Genomic DNA, 12683 nt, shown 5'->3' on the forward strand with positions numbered 1-12683 from the left:
CTGTAATAAGCTCTTAAAACAGGCTTTTGCCATAGCAAAATCAGGATTAATATATGATGACGGATATAGAAGTGTACTGGTTAGAAATTAAGTGAAATTCGCTTGTTTTTTACCACAGTTCTTTGTTAGCAACTGGTTTTTAATAATAATTCCAGTAATCTATTTTTGAAGAAGCTGTTGAACTCATTTCTCCATTGATTAATCTTTTTAAAAGTACAAAAGAATGTTGGTATCTATCTTTAACATCTGAAATACCATTAGATTCATTCCACCTTGAATCATTGACAGTTTTTTCGAATTCTTTTTCATCTTTAAATTCTGTTTTTCCAGTTTCAGATAATATTGTCATTGCTCTTTTCCTCATTTCGTGCATATTCGAGCCTGTTATATAACTATTTGACGAATCAATTTTTATAATTATTTCGTCTAACATTTCGACAATTTGAGTTTTTCGCTCATCAGTGTCAAGAAATTCATTAAGTCTCATTGACATTCCGCCATATATCATCGGCAAAGCTTGTAATGCTAATTCACTCTTGAATTCATTAATCCATTCTATAGAGTCAAGATTCCGATTTTCAATTTCATTTATCAGACAGAGTTGCATAGCTTCCACAAAACCATCTTTTGCCCAAAATCCAATGTCGTTAATATCAATGAAACTACTTGCCATATTTTGTGTTCAGTTCTTGGTTCAACTTGTTGCTAACGTGTTTGTGTATGATTTCGTTGCGTGTTTAAGCAACTAATTTAGCAAATACGAACCGAATAGAAAATCCGCGAGAATTTTCGTAAGTAAGCCTGCACTAGCAATTAATTTTATACGGTGTTAGCACCTGTTATTTATAAATCAAATTGTCCAATAAAACTTTCATTTCCTCTTTCGGAAGCATAATAGTAAAGTCCAATTATAATTTTTGTTCTATTCAATATTTCTGTTTCTTTTTTCCGAGTATAAACTTTGACACTTTCTCTAACACAATTCAACAAGTCAGTTTTGAGGTTATCATTGTCAAACTCTTTTAACGCTTTAACTTCACTTATCGATAAATCACTTTCAAATGTCAATTCATAAAGTGCGAATCTATCCGTTTTTACTTCATAACCTTTAAAGTTTTTCAAGCAACCACTAGAAAATGATGTTCTTAATCCAAATTCGTTTAAAGTTTGAATTTCAGACTTCTTCAGATATTCTAGTACTTGAAGTTTGAGCTCAATTGATTTTTTGTAATTTTTTTCTGCGTGTGGATATCTGTCAGAATCGAATTTTCTATCTATTCGTTTCGCACCTGAACAATATCCAAAACTCAAGTCTCCATTTTTATTTTTACTAGCAAAAATCAACCATTCGCTATTTTCAGGTGTAAAAAACGCACAACTACTATTCAAAGCACTGTAGATTTTTAAATTTCCTGTGGCTTGTCCTTTGTATAGGTCAATTATTTCTATTTGAATATCGTGTAGGTCTTGATTTTCTTTATCAGGCGAAATTTTTATAATTTTTGCAGTTGCAATAAAGTCCGATTTTGGAATTCTATCCATTAACGGAACTATTCCACAAGAGCAAGCCAATAATTTGCTTGAAATAGCAATAAATAATATGGTAAGCAGGATTTTTTTCATAATTGGTGCTAACGGGCAAAGGTATAAGGCGTGTGAGGCGTTTTGCTTTGTATCCCAATGTTAGAGATGTTAATTTAGGATTTTAAAGATAGACTAATTTTGAATTATACAGCCTCACAGGTAGCCTTTAAAACGCCTGATACGCTTTATGCTTTGTTCACGCCAGTTATTTGTGGCAGCATGACAAAAGCAAGTATGCACCGGATTTAAGACGAGGCGTTTTACACCTTTGCCCGTTCAGGCCAATTAGTAGTTTGGGAGTCTTAAAATTGTTAATTTGTTTATCCTAGAGATTGCTTTATATTTTTCATGGCTATGGAGTAGAGTAATATTAGTTCGCAATAGGAACAAATTAAAATTTTATAGCGTAGAACTACGGCCGCAGGTAATTGGCCTGAACGTGTTTGTATATGGTTTGTTGCGTGTTTAAGTACCTAATTTAGGAAATAAAAACCGAATAGAAAATCCGCGAGGATTTTCGTAAGTAGGCTAGAACTAGCAATAAATTATATACGGTGTTGCCCACAGTTTTTATTCCTCAATTGATGTTTCCCAACCATCATAATCTCCATTTAATTCAGATGCTTTTTGCCATAATTCCAATGTATATTCATCTATTTCGTCATAACCAACTTTGTCAATTCGTGATATTTGAATAACAAATTTATATTCGTTCGGTTGTTCTGTTTTTCCTTTATTTTTTGTCTTAAAACCTAAATCATTTGTAAATTTCTCAAATTGGTCAATTTCATTTTTAGTTTTAAAATAAACCCAATGAAAAACCTCTCTTTCTTTCGTTAGTTTGTCTCCACCTTTTTCTAATTGTTCGAGAACTCTTCTGTTTTGGATTATTTGCATTTGTCTTGGCAAAGGATATAGAAAGTCAAAATATCCGTTCCATTCTTTATCTTCATTATGTCCAAAGTCAAATTTGTGATTCGGAAATTGGGTCATTCCAGATGAGACTTCTTTTTCCATTAAAATCGTGTTTTCTCCAAAAAAATACAAATCTCGAAATCCGTTAGAAGTCAGTCGACCAGCAAAAGTGTAATTCAGATTTTTTTTGTCAAATCGGCTTATTATTACGTCTTCAATTTTCCATAATTCATCCGCATCTTCGTTACTCGACAATCCATTATCTATCGGATTTGGCATTTTGATTGAAACATAAACTACATTTTCTTGTCCTTTTATTGGTGCAACATTCATTAAATTCAAATCGGTTGCAATTGAACTTAATTTGTCATTTACATTCGAAAAGTAAAATGTCCAATCAGGTTGATATTCATCTTTCGGTTCAGATTGTCCGAAGATTTTACTTAAAAATCCCATAAATAAAATAAAGGTTAATATGTTTCGATGATGTTTTTTCAAATTGTGGGCAACGGGCAAAGGTATAAGGCGTGTGAGGCGTTTTGCTTTGGGGCCCAATGTTAGAGATGTTAATTTAGGATTTTAAAGATAGACTAAATTTGAATTATACAGCCTCACAGGTAGCCTTTAAAACGCCTGATACGCTTTATGCTTTGTTCACGCCAGTTATTTGTGGCAGCATGACAAAAGCAAGTATGCACCGGATTTAAGACGAGGCGTTTTACACCTTTGCCCGTTCAGGCCAATTAGTAGTTTGGGAGTCTTAAAATTGTTAATTTGTTTATCCTAGAGATTGCTTTATATTTTTCATGGCTATGGAGTAGAGTAATTTTAGTTCGCAATAGGAACAAATTAAAATTTTATAGCGTAGAACTACGGCCGCAGGTAATTGGCCTGAACGTTCAGTATAAGAAATCGTAGGGCAGTTGATAAGCACTATCGTTTCGGTTTATTACTTAGCTAAATATAAAAATTTTGCTTTTATCTTTTCTATTATAAATGCCAAATTTTATATTTAGCGGACTTTGTTAATATTCACAAAACTTTCGGTCTAACACAAACGCCCTATGTTTTTTATACCTTGTTGTGAGCAGTCTTTTCTACTACTTGTCAAAAAAATAAGTTTCCCAGAATGCTTTCACTTTATCTATTTCTTCTTCAAAGCTCAATTTTGTTCCGTTATCTAGTTCTATTTCTAAATAACTTATATCGAATTCAGAGCTAAATTCACGAGAAAAAGCTCCATTATGTTTTTTTGTGTTTTTTAAATTAGCTTTAGGTCTAGTCAAATTCTTATGTTTTTTAGCATTCGCTAAATCGTGCATAATTTTTAATGATTCACAATTCGGATAAAGAGTTTCTCTAAAATCACTAATCTTAACAAAGTTATGAATTGATTTAAAATCTTCAAAACACCAGTCGACAAGATGCCAAGCAGAGCTTGATAAATTACTTGCTTTTTGTATTGATGTCTCATCATCTTTGTATTCAGTATATTCTTCTAGAAATTCTTGATATTTTTCTTTAGCTGTATCTGTGCCAAATGTTAATGAACTCATATTTTTAGATTTTAAGTAAGTTTAATTTTTAAAAGAATATATACTCGATTTACCTTCTCTTTTCCTTTTTAACGTAATAGTCAAAATTCTCACCATAGTCAGACTAGGTAATAAATCAGTATTTGTAATCAATTTTTTTTATAATTTTTTTTTTGGCTGATGACGTAAAATTCAATTTTGGTCATACTAAATTTGCCTAATTTATTGAGTACAACGTATTTTTTTTAGATTGCTCACAACGTGATTGTATATGGTTTGTTGCGTGTTTTAAGCACCTAATTTAGCAAATAAAACCGAATAGAAAGTCCGCAAGGACTTTCGTAAGTAGGCTAGAACTAGCAATAAATTATATACGGCTTAAGTTTGAAATCACTAAATTAAAGACTTATAAACAGAAAGAACAAAAGAGAGGAATAAGGTTATTATATACGTAGAGACTACAGATCTCGTCAACATTGAAAATCCCTTCTCTTTTCTACACAGATTTCGTACAGTTCTATGAGGCTTTTAAGACCTCGATTTTAAGTTGTTGAAACTCGCGTAGGTTGTCCTTTCCAAAAACATATTATAATGAATAAAGATATTAAATATTTCGGAATAGACATCAGTCATTTGGTATTTGATGTTACCGATTCCGATGGTAAATACTATCAGTTTAAGAATAACGTATCAGGCTTTAAAAAGTTGGTAAAGTTGTTAGATGATAACAGTCATTGTGTAATGGAAGCTACTGGATATTATCATTACCAACTGGCTTATTATCTATTAGAATCAGGTAAGAAAGTGTCGGTAGAGAATCCTTTATCTGTAAAGCGATTTATACAGATGAAACTGTCTAAAATCAAGACAGACAAAAGTGATTCTAAATTGATTTGCGCTTATGCAAAACAGGTAGAATTAAAGCTGTGGCAAGGTAATTCAAAACATCAAATAGAATGCCTTCAAATGACTAGACTGCTGTCCATGCTGACTAAACAAAGCACTATGTATAAAAATAAACTACATGGAGAGGCAGTTTTAGGAAACCCAAGTAAAGTAGTTGTCAGTTCCATAAAACGAAGTTTAAAACAAGTACAGAAGGAAATAAAATTAATAGAGGATAAGTTGCTAGCCTTAGTAAAACAGGTGCATCATGATGTCTTAACTCGTTTAAAAAGCATTCCAGGGATAGGAGATAAGACTGCTTTAATGTTAGTTGTTTTAACCGATGGATTTGAGCGTTTTAAAAGTGGAAGTGAGCTATGCAGTTATTCTGGATTAACGCCTATAATAAGGCAAAGCGGAACGAGCATAAATGGAAGAGCACGAATAAGTAAAATAGGTAACCAGAAGCTAAGAAACCTACTGTTTATGTGCAGTTTTAATGCTTGTAAATACAACAAAGCATGCAAGGCAATTTACGATCGAATAGTAGCCAAAGGAAAGAGTAAAAAACTAGCCTTTAATAGCTGTCTGTAATAAGCTCTTAAAACAGGCCTTTGCTATAGCAAAATCAGGACTAATATACGATGACGGATATAGAAGTGTACTGGTTAGAAATTAAGTGAAATTCGCTTGTTTTTTACCACAGTTCTTTGTTAGGCACTGGCTTTTAGCGATAATAATTTTCCAAAAATCTCTTTATGTTTTGATTCATCATCTACTGTTTTTAAAAGTTCAGTAACTGCTTCTTCTGAAAAATAGACTTTAGTACGATTAGAAAATTTGTCAGTAGTTTCTATCCAAATAAATTTTTCAAATTTGCTGCTTATATTTCCATTAGTTGGATTAACAGCATTAAATTTAGGATTTTTAACCCAATCTAAATTAAACATAACTTGCTTTAATTGTCCACTTGAAAATTTATATTTTGAAAGACGTTGAATTTCTTTATGAAGATTACTTAGCATTATGTGTTCTCTAACATTTTGTATTTCTCCAACAATTTTATAAATGGGTTTTCCTTCTGTTGTAGTTATTTTTCCAATTTCTCCTGCTGATATTGCATTTAAAATTATATTAAAAACCCCATTTTGCGTTTTGTCAATTTCTATGTCACTTCCTGATAAAGTTTTTTCCTTACTATTAAAACCATAAACTTTATTTTGTGCAGGATTTAATATAAGAACTTCTCTTGGGTTTATGTCAACCATTTCAGGAAGTAATTTGGACCAAATTTCCATAAATTCCTTACTTTTCTCATTAGCTTTAATTTGCAAAAATCTATTAAAATCTGTCGTTGATTTGTTAGCGTGTTCATTTTTACTTGAAGCTCGATAGTAAATTGCACCTTTTTTTATTTTTAATTCAGAAAAATCGTTGATTGGAACTAATATTTGGCTACTTTTTTCAATTAATAAATAATAAAATTTTCTTGTGCTTATTTGAAATATTTGTAGGTCAACTGAAATTCCAATCTTAGCAATTTTCTCGAATTTTTGAGTTACATCATTTAAGTCAATCTGTTTGAGTAAATCAAGATTTTCTTTATCAAGACCTGTGTCGGTATGAATCCCCGTTTTTGAATCTTCATCAATTCCCAACAATAACATTCCGCCATCTGAATTAGCGAAAGAAAGTATGTCTTTAGCAAAATTTAGAAGGAAATTTTCAAGCGGATTTTTCGTTTTAGCAATATTTAATTTAAGCTTGTAATCAATTCCATTATTTTCTTTAGGAAATCGACCATTGTCTTTTAAATCCGTAATTATTAATTCTGCTTTTTCTGTTAATTGCTGTAAGTTCATTTATTGACGGATGTTTTTTTAGCTTGTGCCTAACGGTAAGGCTATGATTCGTTTCAGTCATCAAGCCTTACCGTAAATTCTTAATTGATGGCTCTAAAGATATTACTTTGATCTAAATTACTGTTCTATCTTTAAAATGGATTATAGCTAGTGTTGTGAAATGTCAAGCATTTGCCACACTGCCATACATAATAACAAAACTCCATAAGGAATCTATGCCCTTTATACCTGAGTATAAGGGACGTTGATTCCTGTAAGATCATTCTGTATCTGACATATTAACAGCCTGTTACTTTGGAATTCAATACTGAAAATAATAACTTTCAAGTTGTTTGTACGTTCTTACGTTCTGAAAACAAGAGTTTTCAACGATGCAATCGAAACAACTTGGAGGGTCTTGCAACAGTTGTTATATCCATAATAACACAGCTATAATTAACCTAGATATAAATGAATCGGTGAATTTCAATGTTGCGAAATCTTTGATTTTTTACACCTTTGCCCGTTCAGGCCAATTAGTAGTTTGGGAGTCTTAAAATTGTTAATTTGTTTATCCTAGAGATTGCTTTATATTTTTCATGGCTATGGAATAGAGTAATTTTAAGAATAGGTGGTGTTTAGGTTCCGCTTTCGCGAAAGCGGAAACCCCATCCAACTCTTTTCATTTATCCCAGTACTTCATTTAAAAGAGTTGCAAGACGCACGCCTCCTTTTTGTAACTGTCCACGTAATTTATTAAAATAGGCGTACATGTAACGGTAGCTTAGTTTTTCTCCTACCTCTGTATGTGCATAGATATCTTTTACAAGTACGCGGCTGTCTGCTAGCCACTCTCTATGGGTACCGCTGCCCATTGCTTTGCGTTCTTTTTTAGTTAATTGTGGCATGTTGCTAGCCAGTTCTGTATAAGACATGCCGTAGCTTTCTATCATTTGAGAATCCCAAACGCGGTGCAGGTTAGACCCATCTCTAAACCAGCGTACCTGAAAATCGTTACCACCTTTATCTTCACTTATACCGGTGTGTAATGGCTGGTGAAGGTCGCCTATAAAATGTACGAGCATGCGCAGTTGAAATGCTTTTTCTTCTTTACTAGCCGTTTTTGATTTAAGCGTTGCTATACAGGTGTCTATGGCTTTTATAATGTCGCCACGCTCACTTTTTTCATGACTGTCATAGTCTGCCTCAAAGGGTATGTTTACATAGTGATGTGGTCCATATTTTCTATAAAGGGTATCGCTCTTTATATCGTCTGCATAGGTAGAAACCAGCGCTAGAGACTCACCGTCTAGCAATTTTGAGATGGCTTTTCTTGCTTTTTTATTAAGGTACTGTTGTGCGATGGCACCAGTGGTGCGGTGTCCTGTTTTTCCCCAGTCGTCTGCAAGGGCAGGAGCGGTGGTACATAGAACTACTAGAATAAATAAGAAATGACGCATGATTATTTTTTTAATGGGGACTAAGGTAACTTGCAGGTCTGGTTTTAAGGTTATGTGGACGTTAAAATTAAAGGTCTTTTAAGTTTTAATTTTTAGGTTTTTTTCTTTTTTGTGGGTTAAAGCACAGGTCCAGCATGTTATATAATTCTGGGTGTTTTCTTCTCATTAATTTGGGTCTAGAAAAAAAGTACTCTGCAGTAACGGCAAAGAATTCTGCCTGGTTAGTTGCCCCATAAGATCTTATGTCAGACTCATCTCGGTCTATGGCGTCCATCTCTTTGTGCATGAGATTGATCCACGGCAGTACATAAGATTTATCTAGAAATGCCTCTGGTATACCGTTAGTCTCTCCATCTATTTTATCTAGCAGGTGGACAAATTCATGGATGCCTGTGTTGTGTTTATCGGTATCGTTTTTAAAACCGTGGTGCAGGGCTGTTCTAGAGAGTATCATTTGTTTTTCAAAACGTCCTGTACCTACCAGTCCACCTATCATGCGGTCTGGATGGCCATCTCCATAACCTAGGTCTTCATTAAAATTATCTGGATAGATTATAACGCCTGTAAGGTTGTTATAACTCCATTCTTTAAATTTAAAAACAGGTATGACGGCACTGGCCGCGACTAGAATTTTATCGAGTTCTTCTATCTCAAAACCTACGGCGTCTACATAGGTTTCTTCTAGAAAGGCTACCATGCGCTGTCTAAATATCTTTTGATCCTCTGTAGTAAGTTGCTCATAAAAAGAAACATGCTTTTCTAGTGCAGCATGCCACGATGGATAGTCCTTTTTTCTTTGTGGTGCAGATTCTTTAAAGACTAAAAAATAGAGTACAACTGCCGCTATTAAAGGAATGATAAGGTAAAACATGTAGGTATTTATGGTTAGTAATGTAAAATGGTAATAGAGGTGTAAAGTAAACTTAAATAGATCAAAGAAGGCGACTACTTAAACACTTTTATATATTGTTTACTAGTATGCGTCGTGGCAGTTACCATTTTATTGTTTTATAAAATAAACTGGGTTGTGCGTGGATAACAGTTGGGTGGCTGTTTATTACAATTGAGTTGTTTTGATTTTGGCTTTTTGTTTTCTGTTCTCATTTTTGTGGTGTTCTAAGGGAATAAAGTACTTTTAGAATTCTAAAACAGATTCATGACTTTTAAAAGGTTCATAAAATTTATAATTGCGAGTATCCTTATCTCCATAGGGATTAACCTTATTAATGCCTACCTGCGTGGTGATTTTTTAGTATGGGAAAAAGAGTTAGAGGGTTTTGGTATCAACTTTTTGTTTGCCACGGTTTTAAGCATAGGTAACCAGTGGTGGTTTGAGGTGATGACCAAAAAGTTTTCATGGCAAGAAAATATTGTAAAACGTGTCGTGTACGGTGCTATAGGCTCTGTGTTACTTACTTGTTTACTGTTGTTTTTACTCAATGGCATTACCTATGTGTTTATTTATAATAACAGTTGGGATAGCTTTATAAAAGGGCAAAGGTTAAGTAGGTATCTATTCGGCATGATTGTAACGCTGGTGGTAACACTTATTTATCATGCGATATATTTTTATAAACTGTCGCAGACACAAAAGGTAAATGAGCAAAAGATAATCGCAAGAAGTGCCACAGCGCAATTTGACGCGTTAAAGAATCAGCTAGATCCACATTTTTTATTCAATAGTTTAAATGTATTGGTTTCTCTAATAGAAGAGAATCCTAAAGCCGCAACAAAGTTTACGACATCTCTATCAAAAGTATATAGGTATGTACTGGAACAGCGCAATAAAGAACTGGTCTCTGTAGAAGAAGAGCTGGCATTTGCCCGTACTTATGTAGGGTTGCTCAAAACCAGATTTGAAGATAGTATCACGATAGATATTCCAGATCATGGGTCGCGTACAGACGCTATGGTCGTACCGCTATCGCTACAACTGCTTATAGAAAATGCCGTAAAACATAATATAGTAAGCGATAGTAAACCGCTGCATCTCAAGATATATGAAAAAGATAACCTGCTGGTTATAGAAAACAACCTGCAAAAAAAGCAAGTGATTAAAAAGAGCACCGGTGTAGGGCTGCAAAATATAGCCAGTAGATATGGACTGCTCACAGATCATAAAATGACCCTAGAAGAGACCAGTACTTCTTTTATAGTCAGCCTGCCTGTTCTCACACAAGAAACCATACATATGAAGACCCTAGAACTAACTACAGAAAATCTAGAAGATAAAAAACTAGTCCAGGCAAAGACGAAGGTCGCTGCCATAAAAGACCTTTATGATAGCGCGCTCAAGATGATTTTAATAATCGCTTTTCTAGCTGTAATTAATGCGTTTACAGGTGGTTTTCCTTGGGTTATATTTCCTGCTATAGGTATGAGTATAGGATTGTTTTTTCAGTACCAGCGTACCTATGATAAGAGTTTAATTTTAGGTAAAAAGTGGGAAGAAGAAAAGATCAATAGTTTAATGAACGATAAAAACTTTTAAGAGATGAAAAAAGAAGAAACCTACCAAGAAAGATATACCAGAGCAAAGGCTCGAGTAGAAGAGATAAAAGCATTTTACAGTCATTTAACGGTCTACATTATAGTTAATATAGGTATCGCAGGTTTAAATTATTATCACGATGGTTGGGAAGAGACATGGTTTCTATATCCCCTAGGTGGTTGGGGTATAGGTGTGGTAGGGCATGCGATAGGCACCTTTGGTAGTAATCCGTTTACGAGTAAAAATTGGGAAGAACGCAAGATTCAAGAACTTATGGATAAGGAACGCTCTTAAATACCATTGCTCACCTTATTATACCTAACCAGCCATTAACACATCATTTACCTACCATCACATGAGTACATTTAAAGCCATTATCATAGAAGATGAAAAACCAGCAGCGCGACGTCTACAACGCATGCTCGTAGAAATAGGAGTAGAGCCAGAGGTCATGCTACACTCTGTACAGGAGTCTGTAGAATACTTGCTTAATAATGATGCACCGGATCTTATCTTTCTAGACATACAGTTAAGTGATGGACTCTCTTTTGAAATCTTTGACCAGGTAGACATACATAGTGCGATTATTTTTACTACTGCTTATGACGAGTATGCTTTGCAGGCTTTTAAATTAAATAGCATCGACTATCTATTAAAACCTATCGATCAAGAAGAGTTAGAAAAAGCAGTAGATCAATTTAGGTTACGCTTTCGCGAAAGCGAGAACAAAAACAATAAAGCTGCGACCATCAATTTTGAGGACATAGCAAAATTACTAGGCAATCCCATAGAGCGCAATTATAAAAAACGATACACAGCAAAAGTAGGCGAGCACCTAAAACTGTTTCATACCGACGATGTGAAACTGTTCTATTCTGAAAATAAAGGCACCTACTTGCATCTAGAAAATGGGCGCAACTATTTAATAGACTCAAAGTTAGAATCTCTAGTAGAAGAACTGGACCCAGAGCAGTTTTATAGAGTCTCTAGGCAGGCTATAGTAAATATAAATGCCATAGATGACATGATTTCTTATACTAATTCTAGAATACAAATTAAAATAAATTCTTTTAAAGAAATGGATTTAATAGTTAGTAGAGAGCGAGTTAAGGATTTTAAAAGCTGGTTAGAACGCTAGTTTTATTCATCAAACATATTATTTAATTGGGCATTGGCAAGGTTTTAACACTCTGGTTAAAACCGCACCTTTCTTTCTGTCGTATGTAATGGTATAAATTAATAAAACCATTTTAAGATGAAAAAAATTGCCCTTTGGTCCACTCTTGCGATCGTAGCTATCGCTGGTACATTAATCGCGGCTGACCACCTTGATGCTCCTAACGTTGCTATGCAACCGTCAGACATCGCAGATTTTTATGCTTTTGAAGGAGAAGATGCTAACTCTACCACATTTATAGTAACCTTACCAGCAGCAAGCGCAGCATCAAATTTTGATGAAAACGTGATGATCGAGATCAATATCGATAATACTGGTGCAGACGTACCTGGAGGTTTTCCAGCATCTGTAGGTGTAAGTGAAGACCTAGTAATACAAGCATTGAGACAGGGCGATCGCATGTACTTTTTCGGTCCTTATGCACCTAGTTCAACCACTATAAGTAGTTCTATCGATGTAAATGAAGCTATAGGTAGTGTTGCTATAGGTTCTACAGGAGAGACGTTGACCGGTGGTGTACGTGCTTATGCAGGACAACGTCAGGATGCATTTTTCTTTGATTTCCAACAGTTTAATACCGTAATAGGTACAGCACCGGCTGAGGGTTTTGGTACAACAGGTACTAATGACTTTGCTAGTGCAAACGTAAATGCTATCGTATTAGAAGTTCCTAATACTCTTTTAGGTACTGCACCTACACACCTTGCAGACCAGTTCCGTGCAGGATTAGGCGCGCCAGTATATGGTTTACCTAACTCTTACAATGTATGGGTAGAGACTAAAAGAAGAAACTAG

11 protein-coding genes and 1 pseudogene are annotated in these 12683 nt (G+C 34.3%); 5 read left to right on the top strand and 7 right to left on the bottom strand.

What is annotated here, in order from left to right; genetic code table 11:
• Nucleotides 1-139 precede the first annotated feature (139 nt).
• The 4 genes from ACJJVN_RS00055 to ACJJVN_RS00070 form a co-directional block, all read right to left on the bottom strand.
• Entirely contained in the window at nt 140-673 is a 534-nt protein-coding gene (locus ACJJVN_RS00055; RefSeq protein ID WP_405376591.1) for a hypothetical protein, read from the bottom strand.
• 170 nt (nt 674-843) lie between these two features.
• Nucleotides 844-1623 (bottom strand): hypothetical protein, encoded by a 780-nt coding sequence (locus ACJJVN_RS00060; protein WP_405376593.1) that lies wholly within the window; start codon nt 1621-1623, stop codon nt 844-846.
• A 531-nt stretch (nt 1624-2154) separates the two neighbouring features.
• Nucleotides 2155-3054, bottom strand: a complete 900-nt coding sequence (locus tag ACJJVN_RS00065) for a DUF695 domain-containing protein (RefSeq protein ID WP_405376595.1) — start codon at nt 3052-3054, stop codon at nt 2155-2157.
• A gap of 545 nt (nt 3055-3599) precedes the next feature.
• Nucleotides 3600-4055 (bottom strand): hypothetical protein, encoded by a 456-nt coding sequence (locus ACJJVN_RS00070; protein WP_405376596.1) that lies wholly within the window; start codon nt 4053-4055, stop codon nt 3600-3602.
• A 570-nt stretch (nt 4056-4625) separates the two neighbouring features.
• On the opposite strand from ACJJVN_RS00070, the pseudogene ACJJVN_RS00075 reads away from it, so the two are divergent.
• Nucleotides 4626-5598, top strand: a pseudogene (locus tag ACJJVN_RS00075) (IS110 family transposase).
• A gap of 34 nt (nt 5599-5632) precedes the next feature.
• On the opposite strand, the gene ACJJVN_RS00080 reads toward ACJJVN_RS00075, so the two are convergent.
• The 3 genes from ACJJVN_RS00080 to ACJJVN_RS00090 form a co-directional block, all read right to left on the bottom strand.
• Nucleotides 5633-6781, bottom strand: a complete 1149-nt coding sequence (locus ACJJVN_RS00080; RefSeq protein ID WP_405376598.1) for an ATP-binding protein — start codon at nt 6779-6781, stop codon at nt 5633-5635.
• Nucleotides 6782-7446: 665 nt separating this feature from the next.
• Nucleotides 7447-8220, bottom strand: a complete 774-nt coding sequence (locus ACJJVN_RS00085; RefSeq protein WP_405376600.1) for a S1/P1 nuclease — start codon at nt 8218-8220, stop codon at nt 7447-7449.
• An 85-nt stretch (nt 8221-8305) separates the two neighbouring features.
• Nucleotides 8306-9091: a zinc-dependent peptidase gene (locus ACJJVN_RS00090; protein WP_405376602.1), complete on the bottom strand. Its 786-nt coding sequence runs from the start codon at nt 9089-9091 to the stop codon at nt 8306-8308.
• 285 nt (nt 9092-9376) lie between these two features.
• Here ACJJVN_RS00090 and ACJJVN_RS00095 point away from each other — a divergent pair, with 285 nt between their 5' ends.
• From ACJJVN_RS00095 to ACJJVN_RS00110, 4 genes are all read left to right on the top strand, one after another.
• Nucleotides 9377-10711 (top strand): histidine kinase, encoded by a 1335-nt coding sequence (locus ACJJVN_RS00095; protein WP_405376604.1) that lies wholly within the window; start codon nt 9377-9379, stop codon nt 10709-10711.
• Nucleotides 10712-10714: 3 nt separating this feature from the next.
• Nucleotides 10715-11005: a 2TM domain-containing protein gene (locus tag ACJJVN_RS00100; RefSeq protein WP_405376606.1), complete on the top strand. Its 291-nt coding sequence runs from the start codon at nt 10715-10717 to the stop codon at nt 11003-11005.
• 61 nt (nt 11006-11066) lie between these two features.
• Nucleotides 11067-11849 carry a LytR/AlgR family response regulator transcription factor gene (locus tag ACJJVN_RS00105; protein ID WP_405368104.1) on the top strand — a complete coding sequence of 261 codons (783 nt, stop codon included), beginning with the start codon at nt 11067-11069 and terminating at the stop codon, nt 11847-11849.
• A 117-nt stretch (nt 11850-11966) separates the two neighbouring features.
• The gene (locus tag ACJJVN_RS00110; protein WP_405376608.1) at nt 11967-12683 is read left to right on the top strand and encodes a DUF4331 family protein; all 717 of its coding nucleotides are present in this window, start codon (nt 11967-11969) and stop codon (nt 12681-12683) included.

Origin of the sequence: Nonlabens sp. Asnod3-A02 (genome assembly GCF_045063755.1) — a bacterium.
Lineage (GTDB): Bacteria > Bacteroidota > Bacteroidia > Flavobacteriales > Flavobacteriaceae > Nonlabens > Nonlabens xylanidelens.

What these genes read in the sequence shown, in the direction of transcription:
- ACJJVN_RS00090 (WP_405376602.1), bottom strand. Translation starts at nt 9,091, where the DNA reads ATGTTTTACCTTATCATTCCTTTAATAGCGGCAGTTGTACTCTATTTT.
- ACJJVN_RS00060 (WP_405376593.1), bottom strand. Translation starts at nt 1,623, where the DNA reads ATGAAAAAAATCCTGCTTACCATATTATTTATTGCTATTTCAAGCAAA.
- ACJJVN_RS00095 (WP_405376604.1), top strand. Translation starts at nt 9,377, where the DNA reads ATGACTTTTAAAAGGTTCATAAAATTTATAATTGCGAGTATCCTTATC.
- ACJJVN_RS00105 (WP_405368104.1), top strand. Translation starts at nt 11,067, where the DNA reads ATGAGTACATTTAAAGCCATTATCATAGAAGATGAAAAACCAGCAGCG.
- ACJJVN_RS00080 (WP_405376598.1), bottom strand. Translation starts at nt 6,781, where the DNA reads ATGAACTTACAGCAATTAACAGAAAAAGCAGAATTAATAATTACGGAT.
- ACJJVN_RS00055 (WP_405376591.1), bottom strand. Translation starts at nt 673, where the DNA reads ATGGCAAGTAGTTTCATTGATATTAACGACATTGGATTTTGGGCAAAA.
- ACJJVN_RS00085 (WP_405376600.1), bottom strand. Translation starts at nt 8,220, where the DNA reads ATGCGTCATTTCTTATTTATTCTAGTAGTTCTATGTACCACCGCTCCT.
- ACJJVN_RS00100 (WP_405376606.1), top strand. Translation starts at nt 10,715, where the DNA reads ATGAAAAAAGAAGAAACCTACCAAGAAAGATATACCAGAGCAAAGGCT.
- ACJJVN_RS00110 (WP_405376608.1), top strand. Translation starts at nt 11,967, where the DNA reads ATGAAAAAAATTGCCCTTTGGTCCACTCTTGCGATCGTAGCTATCGCT.
- ACJJVN_RS00070 (WP_405376596.1), bottom strand. Translation starts at nt 4,055, where the DNA reads ATGAGTTCATTAACATTTGGCACAGATACAGCTAAAGAAAAATATCAA.